Source organism: Xenorhabdus sp. Sc-CR9 (genome assembly GCF_963897815.1).
Lineage (GTDB): Bacteria > Pseudomonadota > Gammaproteobacteria > Enterobacterales > Enterobacteriaceae > Xenorhabdus.
Map to the genome: position 1 here is coordinate 13,794 of NZ_CAWQTY010000011.1, position 18,697 is coordinate 32,490.

Genomic DNA, 18,697 nt, shown 5'->3' on the forward strand with positions numbered 1-18,697 from the left:
TTATGTTCTGTTATTTAATGGCGTGCTCTTAGTTTGCAGAAGTGCTGCTAAACAGCCGCTCATAATTCCTGTAAGAATGGCAATTGGGATTGAGAAAAAGGTAATTCCCATCAATGCGCCCGATAAAGCAGCGGTAACGCAATAGCTATTTTGTTTTTTGAAAGAGGCTAATAAAAAACTTAAAAATAGAGCTGGAAGCATAAAAGCCATGGCCGCTTCAACGGCAGGATATGAATCCAGATAACCGTTGCCCAGTACTGTCCCTGCTACAGTACCTAATACCCAAGATAGCCAAGAACATACCGAAATGGCGACCATCCAGTTTTCACTCCAGCTACGCTGGTCTTTAATCAGTTTCGTCGTCGCTGCGGCAAATACCTCATCAGTCAGGCCAAAAGCCCAAATCATGGTTTTCTTTTCCGATAATGTTTGCTTAATGCGATAACGCAACGCAGGGCCATACAAGATATGGCGAATATCCATTGCCATCACGGTCAAGGCAGAAACCCACAATGACATTCCTGCGCTAAGTAAGGCGGTGATAACAAACTGGCTGGCTCCTGCATAAATGATGCATGAGAAAAATATGGCTTCTAAGGGAGTAAAGCCCAGTTTGACCGCGCTGAGACCAAATGCAAAAGAGATAGGAATATAGCCAATGGCGATAGGGAGACTGTCAAAAATACCTTCTTTAAATGAAGAGGCCTTATCCTTATATGGTAGGGGGGACTCAGGTATTGATGTATCAGATATGGGTATATCGGGCACTGATCTATCTGGTGTTTGCATGGGAAATTTTGTTTTTTTGTTAACAGGTAAAACAACATTAACAAAATATGATGAAAGTGAAAATATTAAATGTCAAAATTATTTAATTAATATTATTTAGAACAATGGGTTTAGTGGATTGTGAAGGGATTTTACAGGAAGTTGTGAAATTTTATTAATATCTTTATGCATTCGTGTAATTGGCGAAAAAGAGTACAATTTACAAATCGTTAGACAGAAAAATGGTTCACTTGTCTTAGTAGGCCGTTTTTTTGCAGGGTCGGCTGAATTTATGATGATTTTATGTACTATTTTTTTAGTGGGAATTTGATATTGTTAATTTTAATGTTGTGTTTCCGTTAAGGTTGTCGGTTACATCTGTCATGTTGGTTGTAAAGTAACTCCTGTTGGCTTCTATGCCTGTTGTTTTTCAAGTTGTATCTTTGTTGATTGCACTCGTTCATCCCGGTCACATCGTTATCTATGTGACTGGGAATTCACTTTCTTGCCACCTTGAGGCAACTCTGAATCCATTGGGCATATAACACGATCCAATGAAATTCTGGGGTAGGTTTACCTGCATCAGATAATTCTATGAGTAAAAAGATCTTTTTCTTCAATGTTCAAATTGATATCTTTGAATACCAAAGAACACCTTTATTTTTAAAATAATCGCAACTGGTAGAAATAAGAAAGTTATTTTTTAATAATCAGAATTATAAGAAAGTATTTTATGAAAATTTTAACTTTAAGGATGGTTTCTGAAAAAACAATATTTTATTATTATTTTGTATTTTTCTGAGGAGGCGTAGATTAACTCTCATTATTTTATCTTAATTGGTTGAAAGTAAATGAAAATTAAGTTTCATTGGTTTCTGAATGACAGCATTTATTGTTATGTAATGTTGAAATGACCAGTTAAATTATTTTTATTTTAATTAATCATTATTGAAAGTTAAGAAACTAAAAATTTATTTTTATTTGTTGTTTTATTTTTTAAATCTATTTTTAGAACAATGAATGGACTTTACTATGTTCCTTAATATAAATAAAGTTTTTTTATATTAAGGAGCATGGGAAATACTAATAATAATGACAAAAGATAGAGTTTGCCATCATTTATGGGTGGTTTTTATCACTGCTTACTATGAAATTCGATGATTAACAACGATAACTGGTTTCTTTTCATGTCATTGATTAATTGCCAGTAGTGTATACCTTTTATCTTTCAGACTGATGATTCTAATTCTAGTCACTCGATTATTAGGGAGGTTATACACATAGAGATACCCTGAAATTCGAAATCTATTGGATACATATCATTGTGTTTGCCATAAATAATCACAGATCTGGTAAAAATTCTTAGTGGTATAGAAGCTTAATAATAATAAAAACTAACATTTGTGTATTATATCGAGATAATTATTTTATGTAATAAACGCTATATATGGTTTTTATTGGTGTTTTTTTGTCTACATATGGTATTTTTACATTTTTTAAATGAGCGGTATTAAAAATAAGGTGTCATATCTTATTGGCAGAGCCATAATTTTAATTATCAGAGGGCGGTATGGTTTCTTTATCAAATTGTCAGATGTGTAACCGAATTCATCATTGCAAACTGATGAAAGAGAGATCTAGGCTAGTACAGAAATTTTTAACAATAAATTAAATGGAGGCAGTTTATGTACCATCATTACCTAAATACTCCAGAAGGATTTCCTAAGCCTTATGTACATATCACTGCGGATGATGAAGGAGTAACCAGTATTTATTTTGTTAATGAAAAGAAAGAATCGGAATCTAAAAACACGATTACGAAACAGTGTGTAAAAGAGTTACAGGAATATTTCAAAGGAAAGAGGCTGACATTTACAGTTCCTTTAAGCATGCAGGGAACTGAATTCCAAAAACGTGTTTGGCAGCAGCTCTGCACCATCCCTTATGGTGAAATGTGGAGTTATAAACAATTAGCATTAACGCTGGGGTCGGTAAATTATTGTCGTGCGGTTGGTATGGCAAATTCTCGTAATCCCATTTCATTGATTGTGCCTTGCCATAGAGTGATTGGCCATGATGGTAAATTAGTTGGCTATACTGGCGGGCTGGACATCAAAGGATGGTTGCTGGAACATGAAAAGGGCAAGAAAGCGAAAAGTAAACAAAATTAAAATAAAACGCTAATTTATTTGTGAAATCACTATTGGTGTATAAAATCAATCAGTGTGATTAAGCGAGATTTTCGTTTTTTACATTTTGTTATTATTTCGTGATCTATGTTGCAGACAGTGAACTAAATTATTTGTTGTACTGTACGTGACGCTAAGTTTGTGTCTTTTTTTATTAAAGGTAAGTTTGATGTCAAAAATTAAAGGTAATGTTAAGTGGTTTAATGAATCCAAAGGATTCGGTTTTATCACTCCGGAAGATGGTAGTAAAGATGTTTTTGTTCACTTTTCCGCCATTAAAGCTGACGGATTCAAAACGTTGGCTGAAGGCCAAAAAGTAGAGTTTGAAATTACTGAGGGTGAAAAAGGTCCATCAGCTGCGAACGTTGTCGCAATCTAATTTCGAATCACGTATTTTTAAAACCCGTCATAGAAGACGGGTTTTTTTCGTATAAATACAGCGAACATAATATTCATTATGACGGTGGTGCGACAGATTATTTAACTTCTACGCCTTTAGCCTGCAAGTCAGCATGATAGGAAGAGCGGACAAATGGGCCACATGCGGCATGGGTAAAGCCCATCTCTAGCGCGGCTTCTTTCATTTCTTCAAATTCATCTGGGCTAACATAACGCTGAACTGGTAGATGATGGCGGCTTGGTTGCAAGTATTGACCAAGTGTCAGCATAGTAACGCCATGGCGGCGCAAATCACGCATGACTTCTAAAATCTCTTCGTTAGTCTCGCCCAATCCCACCATCAAGCCGGATTTGGTTGGGATATCTGGGTGAACTTCCTTGAATTTCTCCAGCAGTTTCAATGACCAATCGTAGTTAGCACCTGGACGAACTTGACGATAAACCCGTGGTACGTTCTCTAGATTGTGATTAAACACATCAGGAGGTGTAGCAGTCAGAATTTCCAGCGCACGATCCATGCGGCCACGGAAATCCGGCACCAGAGTTTCGATCTTAATTGATGGATTTTTTTCACGAATAGCAGCGATACAGTCAGCAAAATGCTGTGCACCGCCATCACGCAGGTCATCACGGTCAACAGAAGTGATAACGACATAACGCAGCCCCATATCCTGAATGGTCTGCGCAAGCTTGATGGGTTCATTGGCATCAGGTGCATTCGGACGGCCATGTGCTACGTCGCAGAATGGACAGCGACGGGTACAGATGGCACCAAGGATCATAAAGGTGGCGGTTCCGTGGTTAAAACACTCAGCAAGGTTAGGGCAAGAGGCTTCTTCACAGACGGAATGCAACCCATTTTTGCGCATTGCAGCTTTAATGCCCTGAATGCGGCTGGAGTCTGCAGGAAGTTTGATTTTCATCCACTCAGGTTTACGCAAGAGTGCTTCGCGTTCTGTGGTGACTGTCTTCACAGGGATCAAAGCCATCTTGTCTGCGTCGCGGTATTTGACACCGCGTTCCATCTGAATTGGTTTACTCATAATCGTTGCCGGTTCCAGTTATATTCTTCAGATTGTGACTTACTGCCCGATGCTCATCACAGAAACATTGGGGCAATAAATCCATTCAAATTTTTTTGAAAAATGTTAAAAAATTATATCATCTTTCATCGATGAGTTGGAATCCCAAGATCTGACAGAATTTTTCCACCAGAACGGGTTGTACATCTTCAATGGTCACTCCGGTGACGAAGTCACTGAGTTGGATCATTTGCATGCCCGCATAACCACATGGATTAATACGTAAAAACGGCTGCAAGTCCATTGCAATATTTAGTGCCAGACCATGGAAAGAGCACCCTTTGCGGATACGCAACCCAAGCGAACATATTTTGTTACCTGAGACATAAACTCCGGGAGCATCGGGGCGGGCATATGCTTCCACGCCAAAATGAGCCAGAGTTTCGATCACGGTATTCTCAATTGTAGTTACCAACTGGCGAACCCCAATTTTTGACCGTTTCAAATCAATCAAAACATACATGACCTGCTGTCCGGGGCCATGATAGGTGACTTGACCACCCCTGTCCGATTGGATAACGGGAATGTCACCTGCTGCAAGTACATGCTCGGTTTTACCAGCCTGACCTTGCGTAAACACTTTTTCGTGTTGGACAAGCCAGATTTCATCAGGTGTTTCCGCAGTACGCTGCTCGGTGAACTGATGCATGGCATCAGAAACTGGCTCGTAAGGCTGAATACCTAACTGGCGTAAAATAACGGTGTTATGTTGCAATTGGAACTTCATCATTTGTTAACAAAAATTGTCCGCCAGTATAACGCCCTAAGATGATTCCCACCAGTTTGAGAATGCTTCAATTCAATAATATTGTTAATTAGACGAATATATTTTTATTTTATATTATTATGGTTATATATCTTGACGATTTCCCTTTAATCTCTGTTTGAGTTACAGATGGTCAAAAAAAACCAATTCCTGATTGTTGGGTATCTTTGCAGCTTTCTGGTGCTTCTATACAGTTTCTCAATGTTGCTGCCTATTTTTGTGGCTCTATTTTATAAAGAAAAAAGCGTCTTTGCTTTTTTTGAAACATTTATCATAGGGTTAGTTGTTGGAGGTGGAGGTTGGTATTTAACCCGCAAAACTAAAGCACAGCCCAGTACGCAAGATGGATTTCTTATCATCGTGTTATTTTGGCTGCTGTTTTCGTTACTCAGTGCGTTACCTTTTGTTCTCGACAAAAGTCTGAATATCAATCTGGTCGACGCAATGTTTGAGGGAATATCAGGTATTACTACTACAGGGGCAACGGTACTGAATGATGTCTCTGCGTTGCCTAATTCCATTCTCTATTATCGTGCCCAGCTTAATTTTATCGGTGGATTGGGAGTGATCGTTCTTGCCGTTGCTATCTTGCCATTACTGGGTATTGGTGGGGTCAAACTGTATCAATCAGAAATGCCCGGCCCTTTTAAAGAGGAGCGCTTAACCCCACGTCTTGCTGACAGTGCTAAAAGCCTGTGGGTTGTTTATCTGTTGCTGGGAGGCCTGTGTTCGGCCAGCTTCTGGGCTGCGGGCATGTCGTGGTTTGATGCCATCTGTCACGGAATTTCAACTGTTTCGTTGGGAGGATTTTCAACCCGCAATGAAAGCCTTGGTTATTATGACAGTGCGGCCATTGAAATGGTGGGCGGTATTTTTTCGATACTGTCAGCCGTCAATTTTACCCTTTATTTTGTTGCTCTGACGCGCAGGAGCTTTAAACCGTTATTAAAGAATGCAGAATTGCAATTTTTCTTGTTGGTACTTGCAATAATAGTTGGCATTATCTGGTTGGAATTATACCGTTCAGGAATGTATGACGTGAAAGATGCCTTTGTTCACGGTTTTTTCATGACCAGCTCTATGATGACTGATAACGGTTTGGCAACCTCTGATTATGCCCAGTGGCCTCCTCATACTATCCTGCTGCTGCTGGCGGTCAGTTTTTTTGGTGGCTGTGTGGGTTCTACTTGTGGTGGCATCAAAGCGCTTCGTTTTATGATTCTGGCAAAACAGAGTTTCAGCGAAATTAATCAACTCATTCATCCGAATTCCATTTCAACGATTAAAATTGGTAAATCTGTGGTTCAGGATAGGGTGTTGCGCTCTGTCTGGGGCTTTTTCTTCCTTTATGTCTTTTTTAGTTGTTTCTTTATCTGGGCATTGAATTTGCTTGGCTATGATTTGGTAACTTCATTTGCCACTGTTGCAGCTTGTATCAATAACATGGGGATAGGATATGGGGCTACAGCACAAGGTTTTGGTAACCTTGATGCGGTAGCAAAATGGATGATGTGTGCGGCAATGTTATTGGGAAGGTTGGAGATCTATCCAATCCTGATCCTGTGCTCGAAAGCATTCTGGCGCTTTTAACCTGATAACAGATAGTTGAATATGATGTATCCATATTTGACTGTCCATCTATATTAGTTACCTGAATTAATCACTAATAAAACGCTGACTAAAAATCAGCGTTAATCATAGCTATAATTACAGTACAACGCGTACCAGTTCTAACGCCCCTAATTCTTCATACAATATCTCAACCTGCTCAATATGAGTCGCGTTGATGGTAATGGAAACGGAGTGGTAATTGCCTTTGCTGCTTGGTTTCACGATTGGAGAGTAATCGCCCGGTGCATGGCGCTGAACCACTTCAATAACTTGATCCACCAGCTCAGGTTGAGCTAAGCCCATTACTTTGTAAGTGAATGAGCACGGGAACTCAAGCAGTTCGTTTAATTTTGTTTTCATGGGCGTTCCTCATGTATTTGCCACAGCTGAATGGTTAATTCACCGTGGCATGATAATTTTCTAACAATGTGTAACTAATATAAGGCTCAATGCTTGATTTTCAAGAAATTAACCAAACCAATGATGGAACATCAGTCTGATATAGTCGATCATGCGGCTGAAGAAGCCACCTTCTTTCACTTCTTGCATCACGACTAATGGACGTTGCTCAATCGTTTTGCCATCGAGCTGGAAGTTGATGGTGCCAACAACTTGATTTTTAGCAAGTGGAGCATGCAGTTCAGTATTGTTTAATACATAGCTGGCTTTCAGATCTTTCAAACGGCCACGAGGGATCGTCAAGTAAACATTTTTATCAACGCCCAACTGGACTTTATCAGTATCCCCAAACCAAATTGGTTCTGAGGCAAATTCTTTACCTACTTGCAGCGGTGAAACAGTTTCGAAGAAACGGAAACCCCAAGTCAGCAATTTTTTACTGTCAGTCTCGCGGCCTTTAAAGGTTGGACTGCCCATTACGGCAGAAATCAGGCGCATGTTGCCTTCAGTCGCAGAGGAAACAAGGTTATACCCTGCGCCATTAGTGTGGCCTGTTTTAATTCCGTCGACATTCAGGCTCTTATCCCATAACAAGCCATTACGGTTGGGTTGACGAATATTGTTATAAGTAAATTCTTTCTCTTTGTAGATGGCATATTCATCCGGCACATCGCGGATCAGAGCCTGTCCAATCAGTGCCATATCACGGGCAGAACTATGCTGACCGGCAGCATCCAAACCATGCACGGTTTGAAAGTGTGTGTTTTGCAGCCCCAGGCTCTGTACGTATTTGTTCATTAAACTAACGAACGCGTCTTGGCTGCCTGCTACGTAATCAGCCATCGCAACACAGGCATCATTGCCGGATTGCAGGTTAATACCACGGGAAAGCATGGCAACAGACACCTGATCACCAGGCTTTAAGAACATTAAGGAAGAGCCTTTAAATATCGGATTACCTGTTGCCCAAGCGTCCTTGCCGACAGTAACGATGTCATTCGGACCGATTTTTCCTGATTTAATGGCTTGACCTATCACATAGCTGGTCATCATTTTGGTTAGACTGGCTGGATCACGGCGAACATCCGCATTTTTTTCAGCTAATACCTTTCCTGAGTTGTAATCAATCAGAATATAGGCTTCTGAATCCAGTTCGGGAACACCGGGGATCATGGTTTTGAAATTATCATCCGTGTTGGCGAACGTAGAAACGCTGGTAGCCAGAGCGATGCCTAAGGTGGCACTTTTAATAAAGCGGGAGGTAACTATGTATTTCATGATTGATTAGATAACATCCGTGAGAAAAGGATTAATAATAAGCTACATAATAACAAATGAAAAAAAGGCTGACATTAAACAAAATTCAGTGAGTTGAAGGTTTACACTGCTTGACCCAAACACAACGATTTTATCTACCTGCTGATAGGAATAAGAGAATTCAATATCAGCAGGCAATGATGCTATTCATCTTTGCTATAGCAAATCAGGGCACAATAATAAAAGAGGATTGATGCATCTGATCGGTTAATTGCTTTTGTAGCTCCAAAGCTTTTTGTCGGCTATTGAATGGTCCTAGTTGGACGCGATAAATATTGCCAAATTGAATAATGCGGCCTTGTACACTAAAACGTTGGCTCAACGATTGTTGCCACTCTTTGGCTTTTTGTTCAACGCTGACCGCACCTACCTGTACCATATAATTGCCCGTTAATATTGAACTTGGGGTACTTGGAGTTGATGTAGATGACGTACTTGAATCAGGTAATGTTGTCGCAAGAGGTGAAGTAACGGGCTGCTCTACGGTATTTCCAGATAGATTTTGTCCGGTAGCCGGTTGCTCCAGGGTATTTTGTTCAGGGGCATTGCCTGTCGCGGATGGTTTATTTGATGGCTGAGAACTAATAACGGGGCGGTCAGGCAAAGCATAACTCTGTTTGACGATTGTTGAGCCTTCTGTTCCCAAGCCAGATAGTGAGTTATCTGGAGCGACCTGAATACCATCCAGCTTTACTCTGCTTTGTGGCATTAAATTCAAGCGTTCTGCCGCTGAACGTGATAATTCAATGATTTTACCCGATTTATTGTAAGGACCTCTATCATTGATCCTGACAATCATCATGCGTCCGTTGCTTAAATTAGTAATACGTACATAACTTGGAATAGGCAGTGTTGGATGAGATGCCGTCAGCGAATAAGGGTTGGCTTGTTCACCAATAGCTGTCAGTTTGCCATTGGCTTCTTCCCCGAACCAACTGGCATAACCAGTTTGGGTAAAGTGAGCAAGATCTTGCACGATGCGATATGTTTGTCCATCCCGTTGATAATCCTGATTGGCGCTTGGATGATAAGGCTCATATTGAGGCTCAGCTCCCAAGACATCACGAGTCGGGACAGGGGGCAGAGAAGGTGCCCGATTATTACCTGTTATTGTACAGCCTGATATCAGTACCGCTACGATGCTAAATATAAGCCATTGTTGACGCATGACACTTTTTCCTCATAAACTTTTGGACAATAACTTACGATGCGTATGTATCGACATAATAATGCCAAACCCCGCCATTAGGACAATTAATGCAGAGCCTCCATAACTAATCAGCGGCAAGGGAACACCAACCACGGGCAGGATGCCGCTTACCATGCCGATATTTACGAAGACATAGACAAATAAAATCAGTATTAACCCTCCGACTATCACTCGGCCGAAAGTATTCTGTGCCTTAGCAGCAATAACCAGGCCACGCATAATGATCAGCATATAGAGTCCGAGCAAAACAAGAACACCTATCATCCCCAGCTCCTCAGATAGAACAGCAAAAATGAAGTCTGTATGTCTTTCAGGCAGGAATTCCAATTGTGATTGTGTGCCTTGCAGCCAACCTTTCCCAAATAATCCACCTGAACCAATAGCAATTTTAGACTGAATGATATGGTAGCCTTTGCCTAATGGATCACTTTCGGGATCAAGCAGCATCATAACGCGGGCACGCTGATAGTCGTGCATCAGAAAAAACCACAGTATTGGAATGAAGCAGGCAAGCAGTAGAACAGCGATACCGATTAGCTTCCAGTTCATTCCTGCCAGAAACAGAATGAATAACCCAGAGGCGGCAATCAGGATGGATGTCCCCAAATCGGGTTGTGCTGCTACCAGCAGAGTAGGGACAAAGATCAAAACCAATGCAATGCCAGTATTTTTCAATGAAGGAGGGCAGAGATCTCGGTTCATAAAACGCGCAACCATCAAAGGAACGGCAATTTTAGCAATTTCTGATGGTTGGAAACGCACAATACCGAGATCTAACCAACGTTGTGCCCCTTTACTTATTTGGCCGAAAACATCAACCAGAATGAGCAATATTACACACCCAATATAGAGATAAGGTGCCCAATTCTCGTATATGCGCGGAGGGATTTGTGCCATAAAGAGCATGACTATGAGGCCTATGAGAACTTGCCCGACTTTACGTTCCATCATGTCGACATCCTGTCCACTGGCGCTCCACATAATAAAAAGGCTGTAGACCAGTAATGCCAGGACAAATAGTAATAATGGAATATCTATATGTATGCGGGTCCAGAAAGGAACCTTGTTTTCAGAGTCTGTCATGGCTTTGCTCAATTAGCTTGTGTTCTGGTCGCCTGTTTTCTTGTTGCGGCAGAAGAGGTGGTATTCTTATCCCTGAGTAAAATATGATCCAGGATTTGACGCACTATAGTACCGACAGGTGGCCCAGAGCCGCTGTTTTCCAGAATGATAGAGATAGCAACTGTCGGGTTGTCATAGGGTGCAAAGGCTATCATCAGCTTATGGTCACGCAGGTGTTCAGCAAGTTTGCTTGCATTATAGGTTTCATAACTGAAAACTTGGGCAGTACCTGACTTAACTGCCGCTTTGTAAGGTGTGCCAGCAAAGGATCTGCGGGCAGTGCCATTCGGGGCATTGGCAACACCATACATGCCATCTTTGGCCATTTCCCAGTATCCAGAGTGAATATCTCCAATTGGTACACTGACCGGTGGTTGGTAAGGTTGCATTTCGCCATTTACGCGTGTGTTCATCAAGAAATGCGGTGTTTTGACCTCCCCATCATTGATCAGCGTCATCAGGGCTTTTACCATCTGCATAGGTGTCGCTGTCCAGTATCCCTGACCGATACCAACAGAAATGGTATCACCTTGATACCACGGTTTTTTATAGCGCTTGAGCTTCCATTCACGAGTTGGCATATTGCCTGGGCTTTCTTCTTTCAAATCAATGCCTGTAAATTGGCCATAACCGAATTTTGACATCCACTCGGACATCCTATCGATACCCATATCATAGGCAACCTGATAGAAAAAAGTATCCGAAGATTCGACAATTGATTTATGTACATTCAGTTTGCCATGCCCCCAACGCTTCCAGTCGCGGTAACGTTTTTCTGATCCCGGTAGTTGCCACCAGCCGGGATCATTTATCGTCGTATTCTTTGTGATGACATCACTGCTAAGGGCTGCAACGGCAATAAAAGGTTTCACTGTGGACGCGGGCGGATAAGCCCCTTGTGTTGCCCGGTTAATCAATGGGCGGTTGGGATCGTTAAGCAGGGACTTATAGTCCTTGCTGGAAATACCATCAACAAATAGATTCGGATCATAGCTTGGGTTGGATACCATGGCTAAAACGTCCCCTGTCCGGGGATCGGTAACAACAACACCCGCCCGACTGGTTGTCAATATCTCTTCAATATAGGCTTGTAGCTCTAAATCGATTGATAGGTAAATATCTTTACCGGCTTGTGGAGGTTGTTCATGCAACTGACGAATGACTCTGCCACGGTTATTGACCTCCACTTCTTCATAACCCGGTTTGCCATGCAGTGTGGACTCATAATAACGCTCAATACCCAGTTTCCCGATATCATGGGTAGCCGCGTAATCTGGCAAAAGATCTTCTTTGTCGAGTCGTTCTACGTCTTTATCATTTATTTTGGCGACATAGCCGATGACATGGGTCAGGGCTGAACCATACGGATAATAACGCCGCTGGTATCCCTTGATTTCGAGTCCCGGAAAGCGATATTGGTTGACTGAAAACCGGGCAACTTGAACCTGAGTCAGAGGCGTTTTCAGAGGAATAGAGGTAAACCGACGTGCGCGTTGGCGCTCTTTTCTGAATGTTTCGATATCTTCATCAGTCAGCCCGATGACAGAACGCAATTCCTCTAATGTCTTATCAAGATCGGAAACTTTTTGAGGTACAATTTCCAATTGGTAAATAGTTCGGTTTGCTGCCAGTGGTATGCCATTGCGGTCATAAATAATACCCCGGCTTGGAGCGATGGGAACGAGCTTAATGCGGTTCCCATTTGATCGGGTTTGGTAATCTTCGTGGCGAGTAATCTGGAGATTATAGAGATTGGCGACCAGTATCCCTATTAAAATAATCATACCAATGAACGCCACGAGTGCGCGGCGTATAAACAGGGCTGATTCAGCCGAATGATCTCGAAAAGGGGTTCGTTTATTCTTCATCCCATTGCCAGAATTCACGGTGATAGATTACTCAATTTATTCCCGGTGATAAGGGTGGTTAGTTGTTATGCTCCAAGCTCGATAGAGGCTCTCTGCAACCAGAACCCGAACAAGAGGATGTGGCATGGTCAGAGGAGATAGTGACCAGCTTTGTTCCGCTGCTGCTTTACAGGCAGGAGCCAAACCTTCAGGGCCGCCAATCAGCAAGCTGACATTCCTGCCATCCAGCTTCCAGCGCTCAAGTTGTTGCGCCAATTGTGGGGTATCCCAACGAGAGCCGGGAATATCCAGTGTCACAATACGGTTGCCTTTACCGACAGCGGTCAGCATTTGTTCACCTTCTTTTTCCAGAATGCGTTTGATGTCAGCATTTTTGCCCCGTTTTCCCGCCGGAATTTCAATCAGTTCAAAAGGTATATCCTTAGGAAAACGATTCAGATAATCCATAAAGCCGGTCTGAACCCAGTCCGGCATTTTTGTTCCTACAGCGACCAGTTGTAACTTCAAACTCAGCTCCAGAGTTTTTCCAATTCGTACATGCGACGGCTGTCTTCTTGCATCACATGCACTATGATCTCGCCAAGATCGACAACTATCCAGTCTGAAATGCCTTGCCCTTCAACACCCAGGGGCATGATTCCAGCTTGGCGGCAATCATCAACCAGATTATCTGCCACAGACATCAGATGGCGGCTTGATGTTCCGGTACAGATAACCATGCAGTCAGTAATACTGGATTTTCCACGAACGTCTATAGAAACAATATCCTGTGCTTTGGAATCTTCAAGTTTATCAATAACAAATTGTTGTAGTTCTGTGCCTTGCAAAAGGATCACCTTTATTTCATAAAATTGGTTGAGTAACACAGCATAATAACATGCCAATATCTGTAAAAGTAAGCAACTTAGCGGCAAATCAACGCATGATTTTGTTATTGTATGTATAGCCCTTGTGAATCGATATAATTTTGTATCTCTGAAGGAAGCAGGTCATCACAGCTTAACCCTTGCTGGTGGCGTTGACGAATATCAGTTGCCGAGATGTTTAATAATGGAGTAGCAGCCAAATAAATATAACCATTTGGTTTTTGGCTCAATGGAGATGGAGTTTCAATTTGATGCCTTTCAAGCCATTTTTGCATGTCTGCGGTTGAAAGCTGGCGTTGATAACCCGGACGGGAACAGACCAGTAAATGACAGATATCGAGTAGCTCTTCCCATTTATACCATGTGTGGATAGTTTGTAATGAATCCTGCCCAATGATGAATGCCAATGGGCGTTGTTCACCGACTTCCTGACGAAAGGATTTCAATGTTTCTATCGTGTAAGAGGGGGTTTGACGCTCCAGTTCGCGGGCATCTACAGTAAAAAGAGGATTGTCTTGCACAGCCAAACGAACCATTTCCAGCCTTTGCTGTGGTGTCGCCTCTGGCTGAGGACGATGTGGCGGAACATGATTAGGCAATAAAATAACCTGTTTGAGTCCGACTTGTTTTGCCAATGCCTTTACAGGACGTAAATGACCATAATGGATGGGATCGAATGTACCGCCAAATAGAGCTTGAATAACCGGGGAATCCGTATGGGGTATTGAATGAGTCTTTTTAAAAACAGCGTGCTGATGCCCGATGCCTTGTGAATCGATATGTTGTGAATCAATATTTTGCGAATCAATAGAATCAAGCATTCAAAAAGCTCTCTGGTAATGGTTTTCCGCATAACAGCATGGAAAGCGTTTCCAGGTCAGCCCAAATGGATTGGCTATAATCCTGTTTGACGCGCAGTTCCATCTGGGTCAATAAATGTATGGCAGATTGCAGATCTTGTTGCGATAGACGCTGTAATGCGGCTGTCAGTAATGGCCGACGGTTTTGCCACACTTTGTGTTGATCAAGCAATGTTCTCAGGGGGACGGTTCTGCTTTGACGTTTAATTACCAGCAGCAACATTAGTTCCCGCTGTATAGTACGGATCAGAATGACACTCTCTGTATCTTCCTGTCGCAGTTGTTTCAGTATATGCCATGCCCGTTTGATTTTGTTTGCCAATAAGGCATCGACCCAATGATAGGGTGAAAAATGGGCCGCATCATTGACTGCCTCTTCAACGCGGTGCAGGGTCAACCGATTATCGGGGTAGAGTAGGGAAAGACGTTCCAGTGCTTGAGCCAGCGCTAATAAATTCCCTTCATAGCAATAGCACAATAGTTGGTTGGCTTCCTCCTCCAGTGCCAGTCCCATGCTTTTGGCTCGTTGCGATACCCATTGAGGCAGACGATTTTGTTCTGGTGTCAGGCAACTGATGTATACACCATTTTGCCCGATAGACTTAAACCACGGGCTATTTTCCTGTGCTTTGGTGAGTTTATATCCACGTAGTATCAGCAGGATATCTGTATGCAGCAATTCCGTAAGCTTGGTCAGCCGTTCTGCCATTGCGGCATTAGGGCCATTTTCCGGAAGTAGCAGAGTAAGAGACTGACGGCTGGCAAATAAGCTGAGTGACTGACATAAGCTGAAGATTTCATCCCAATCGGTATGGTTATCCAATGAGAAAGTAAAATGTTCCATAAAACCATGTTGTTCAGCCACTCTGCGGATGCTGTCCTGACTTTCCTGCAATAGCAACGGCTCGTTACCCCATAGCAGGTAGCTATTTCGCAGCCCTTCATTGAGCTGCGAAAGGAGTTGTTCAGGATACAGTCGGATCATGGCTTCTGTGTAGCCGCCATTTTCTGTTTTTCTTTGGCTTTCAGGAGTTCTGCACTATGAACGCTCAACAATTGACGCATAAGCTGATGGGCTGCCTGTTCGCGCATTTCCTGCTGAACCAGTTCATTTTCAGCATCTTTTGCCAGTGCTTCCAATGGGTTATCAAAGAAAGAACGATCAACTCTCGCCTGTAATGGATAGATGCTGCCATCCGGCATCAGAATTTGAGCATCAACATTCAACACTAACAAACGTTCAGCCGATTTACCATCCTGAAAGATTGAAACAGTCTCTTTATGTTCATTAGAGCTTAAAAGTTTCAAGATAGGTATTGAAGCATCTCCATGGTCAATGATTCTGACATCATTCAAACGAAGTTGCTGGCGCACTGCCCGTGCCAGAGGCCCGTATGGATCACTGGTACTTAACTGTAATGTTTGAAGCTCTTTTGGTACTTGTGTTGTACCACGAAGGTGGAAACCGCAGCCAGCGGTGACCAGCACCGCCAACCCGAGCAACAACGTAAGAATACGAAGCCGCAGATTATTTTCCACCACGCTTTTTACTAAATTTTTCAGCACAAACATGGTCTCCTGTTATCAGCCAACGACCAGATTCAGTAATTTACCTGGAACATAAATGACTTTACGAATGCTGACGCCTTCAAGATATTTCGTCACGCTATATTCCTGTGTCGCCATTTCTTGAACGAACTCTTTTGTTGCATCTGCTGGTACAGTAATACGACCACGAACTTTACCGTTAATCTGGACGATTACCAGTTTAATATCGTCTATCATGGCTTGTTCATCTGATTGTGGCCATTGTGCAATATCAATATCGTTTTCGTTGCCCAGCGCTTTCCACATTACGAAACAAGCGTGTGGAGTGATTGGTGAAAGCATGCGCACAACTGCGGTCAATGCTTCTTGCATTAGCGCCCGATCTTGCTCAGTTTCCTGTGGTGCACGCGTCAATTTATTCATTAATTCCATGATCGCAGCAACGGCGGTATTGAATGCCTGGCGGCGACCAATGTCATCGGTAACTTTTGCAATGGTTTTGTGCAGATCACGACGCAGATCTTTCTGCTCAGTGGTCAGGTTGCTGGTATCCAGCGGCTGGGTTGCCCCTTTGTTGCTGTGCTCATGAACCAGACGCCAAACGCGCTTCAGGAAGCGGTTAGCTCCTTCTACGCCAGATTCCTGCCATTCCAGCGTCAATTCTGGTGGAGCAGCAAACATCATGAACAGACGAACGGTATCAGCACCGTATTTATCAACCATAACCTGCGGGTCGATACCGTTATTTTTGGACTTCGACATTTTGCTCATGCCGGTGCAAACCAGTTCATGGCCTTCTTTATCTGTCGCTTTTACGATACGACCTTTCTCATCACGCTCAATAATGGTGTCAGCGGGGGATACCCAGACTTTTTCTCCACTGTTACCTGTGTAGTAGAAGGCATCAGCCAGAACCATACCTTGACACAGCAGGTGTTTGGCCGGTTCATCGGAATTGACCATACCGGAATCGCGCATCAGCTTGTGGAAGAAACGGAAATACATCAGGTGCATAATGGCGTGTTCAATCCCGCCGATGTATTGATCTACTGGCAGCCAGTAGTTAGCTGCAGCCGGATCCAGCATACCTTTATCATAACCTGGGCAGGTATAGCGTGCGTAATACCATGAAGATTCCATGAAGGTATCAAAGGTATCCGTTTCACGCAGTGCAGGTTGGTTATTGATGACTGTTTTTGCCCATTCTGGGTCAGCCTTGATTGGGCTGGTGATACCATTCATCACAACATCTTCTGGCAGGATCACTGGCAGTTGATCTTCTGGGACAGGAACAACAGTGCCATCTTCCAGTGTTGCCATCGGAATTGGTGCACCCCAGTAACGTTGGCGAGAAACACCCCAGTCACGCAGGCGATAATTGATTTTGCGTTGACCAACACCCATAGAAACCAGTTTGTCCGCGATAGCATTGAAGCCGTCTTCGTTGCTCAATCCGCTGAATTCTAAAGAATTAATCAGAGCATTCTTGTCTGTCGCTGCTGCATCCTGAATATCTGGCAGGTTGCCTTCGTTGTCCAGAATAACGGCTTTCATTGGCAGATTATACTTGGTAGCAAATTCCCAGTCGCGCTGATCATGGGCAGGAACAGCCATAACAGCACCGGTTCCGTATTCCATCAGAACAAAGTTAGCAACCCAGATAGCAATTTTTTCGTTAGTCAATGGATGGATAGCAAACATGCCTGTTGGCATGCCTTTTTTCTCCATTGTTGCCATATCAGCTTCAGTAACTTTGGTATTGCGGCATTCATTGATGAACTCAGTCAGTTCTGAGTTATTTTCAGAGGCTTGTTTAGCGAGAGGATGGCCCGCAGCGACGGCAACATAGGTCGCACCCATGAATGTATCTGGACGGGTAGTGTAAACAGTGAGTTTTTCTTGGCTGTCAGCAACATCAAAAGTGATTTCAACACCTTCGGAACGGCCAATCCAGTTACGCTGCATGGTTTTGACCTGTTCAGGCCAATCTTCCAGCTTATCCAGATCGTTCAGCAGCTCCTCTGCGTAGGCAGTGATCTTGATGAACCACTGTGGGATCTCTTTACGCTCAACCTGACTATCACAACGCCAGCAGCAGCCGTCAATCACCTGCTCATTTGCCAGAACAGTCATATCATGCGGGCACCAGTTAACCGCAGACGTTTTTTTGTATACCAAACCTTTTTCGTACAATTTTGTGAAGAACCACTGTTCCCAGCGATAGTATTCTGGTGTACAGGTCGTGATTTCACGATCCCAATCATAGCCAAACCCCAGGGTTTTCAACTGGTTTTTCATGTACTCAATATTGGAGTAAGTCCATGGAGCCGGTGCGGTATTATTCTTGATCGCAGCACCTTCTGCCGGCAGGCCGAATGCATCCCAACCGATAGGTTGTAGCACGTTTTTGCCCAGCATGCGCTGATAGCGGGAAATCACATCACCAATGGTGTAATTACGAACATGGCCCATGTGTAGTCGGCCAGAAGGATAAGGTAGCATGGACAGGCAATAATATTTTTCTTTGTCATTGTCTTCTGTCACTTTGAATGTTTGCTTCTCTTGCCAATGAAGCTGGACTTGTTGCTCTATGTCTTCTGGACGATATTGTTCTTGCATGGCACCGATAATCCTATGGTGAGTAGTAAAGCTACGCCTTTAGCGAGCATTGTTTATTTATGGAATCCAAGAT

General features: G+C 43.0%; 17 protein-coding genes. 3 read left to right on the forward strand and 14 right to left on the reverse strand.

All coding sequences use genetic code 11. The annotated features are described in order from the left end of the window. Complete coding sequence (locus AACQ81_RS00505) at positions 1–789, reverse strand: AzlC family ABC transporter permease (protein WP_237385933.1); 789 nt, start codon at positions 787–789, stop codon at positions 1–3. 1,664 nt (positions 790–2,453) lie between these two features. On the opposite strand from AACQ81_RS00505, the gene AACQ81_RS00510 reads away from it, so the two are divergent. Further along, entirely contained in the window at positions 2,454–2,939 is a 486-nt protein-coding gene (locus tag AACQ81_RS00510; RefSeq protein ID WP_237385934.1) for a methylated-DNA--[protein]-cysteine S-methyltransferase, read from the forward strand. 187 nt (positions 2,940–3,126) lie between these two features. Next, complete coding sequence (gene cspE / locus AACQ81_RS00515) at positions 3,127–3,336, forward strand: transcription antiterminator/RNA stability regulator CspE (protein ID WP_092550757.1); 210 nt, start codon at positions 3,127–3,129, stop codon at positions 3,334–3,336. 97 nt (positions 3,337–3,433) lie between these two features. On the opposite strand, the gene lipA is transcribed toward cspE, so the two are convergent. Then, entirely contained in the window at positions 3,434–4,399 is a 966-nt protein-coding gene (gene lipA, locus AACQ81_RS00520; RefSeq protein WP_237385935.1) for a lipoyl synthase, read from the reverse strand. A gap of 118 nt (positions 4,400–4,517) precedes the next feature. Beyond that, positions 4,518–5,165 carry a lipoyl(octanoyl) transferase LipB gene (gene lipB, locus AACQ81_RS00525; protein WP_237385984.1) on the reverse strand — a complete coding sequence of 216 codons (648 nt, stop codon included), beginning with the start codon at positions 5,163–5,165 and terminating at the stop codon, positions 4,518–4,520. Between the two features lie 168 nt (positions 5,166–5,333). On the opposite strand from lipB, the gene AACQ81_RS00530 reads away from it, so the two are divergent. Beyond that, entirely contained in the window at positions 5,334–6,794 is a 1,461-nt protein-coding gene (locus AACQ81_RS00530; RefSeq protein ID WP_237385936.1) for a TrkH family potassium uptake protein, read from the forward strand. A gap of 117 nt (positions 6,795–6,911) precedes the next feature. Here the strand turns inward: AACQ81_RS00530 and ybeD are convergent, their stop codons facing one another. The 11 genes from ybeD to leuS all read right to left on the reverse strand — a co-directional run bounded on the left by ybeD (position 6,912) and on the right by leuS (position 18,624). Further along, on the reverse strand, positions 6,912–7,175 hold the full coding sequence (gene ybeD, locus AACQ81_RS00535) for a DUF493 family protein YbeD (RefSeq protein WP_092550766.1): 264 nt from the start codon (positions 7,173–7,175) through the stop codon (positions 6,912–6,914). Between the two features lie 108 nt (positions 7,176–7,283). Beyond that, on the reverse strand, positions 7,284–8,492 hold the full coding sequence (gene dacA, locus AACQ81_RS00540) for a D-alanyl-D-alanine carboxypeptidase DacA (RefSeq protein WP_237385937.1): 1,209 nt from the start codon (positions 8,490–8,492) through the stop codon (positions 7,284–7,286). A 205-nt stretch (positions 8,493–8,697) separates the two neighbouring features. Then, positions 8,698–9,699 (reverse strand): endolytic peptidoglycan transglycosylase RlpA, encoded by a 1,002-nt coding sequence (rlpA, locus tag AACQ81_RS00545; protein ID WP_237385938.1) that lies wholly within the window; start codon positions 9,697–9,699, stop codon positions 8,698–8,700. A gap of 12 nt (positions 9,700–9,711) precedes the next feature. Beyond that, entirely contained in the window at positions 9,712–10,824 is a 1,113-nt protein-coding gene (gene mrdB, locus AACQ81_RS00550; protein WP_237385939.1) for a peptidoglycan glycosyltransferase MrdB, read from the reverse strand. Between the two features lie 8 nt (positions 10,825–10,832). Continuing rightward, on the reverse strand, positions 10,833–12,731 hold the full coding sequence (gene mrdA, locus AACQ81_RS00555) for a peptidoglycan DD-transpeptidase MrdA (RefSeq protein WP_237385940.1): 1,899 nt from the start codon (positions 12,729–12,731) through the stop codon (positions 10,833–10,835). Positions 12,732–12,767: 36 nt separating this feature from the next. After that, positions 12,768–13,238, reverse strand: a complete 471-nt coding sequence (rlmH, locus tag AACQ81_RS00560) for a 23S rRNA (pseudouridine(1915)-N(3))-methyltransferase RlmH (protein ID WP_237385941.1) — start codon at positions 13,236–13,238, stop codon at positions 12,768–12,770. A 2-nt stretch (positions 13,239–13,240) separates the two neighbouring features. Then, on the reverse strand, positions 13,241–13,567 hold the full coding sequence (rsfS, locus tag AACQ81_RS00565; RefSeq protein WP_237385942.1) for a ribosome silencing factor: 327 nt from the start codon (positions 13,565–13,567) through the stop codon (positions 13,241–13,243). 95 nt (positions 13,568–13,662) lie between these two features. Continuing rightward, entirely contained in the window at positions 13,663–14,418 is a 756-nt protein-coding gene (nadD, locus tag AACQ81_RS00570) for a nicotinate-nucleotide adenylyltransferase (protein WP_237385943.1), read from the reverse strand. Then, positions 14,411–15,442, reverse strand: coding sequence for a DNA polymerase III subunit delta (gene holA / locus AACQ81_RS00575; RefSeq protein ID WP_237385944.1), 1,032 nt, complete (start codon positions 15,440–15,442; stop codon positions 14,411–14,413). The genes nadD and holA overlap by 8 nt, the downstream gene beginning before the upstream one ends. Next, the gene (lptE, locus tag AACQ81_RS00580) at positions 15,439–15,984 is read right to left on the reverse strand and encodes an LPS assembly lipoprotein LptE (protein ID WP_237385985.1); all 546 of its coding nucleotides are present in this window, start codon (positions 15,982–15,984) and stop codon (positions 15,439–15,441) included. Before lptE ends, holA begins: the two co-directional genes overlap by 4 nt. Before the next feature lie 57 nt (positions 15,985–16,041). After that, a complete protein-coding gene (gene leuS, locus AACQ81_RS00585) occupies positions 16,042–18,624 on the reverse strand; it encodes a leucine--tRNA ligase (RefSeq protein WP_237385945.1) in 2,583 nt (860 codons plus the stop codon). Positions 18,625–18,697: the final 73 nt, after the last annotated feature.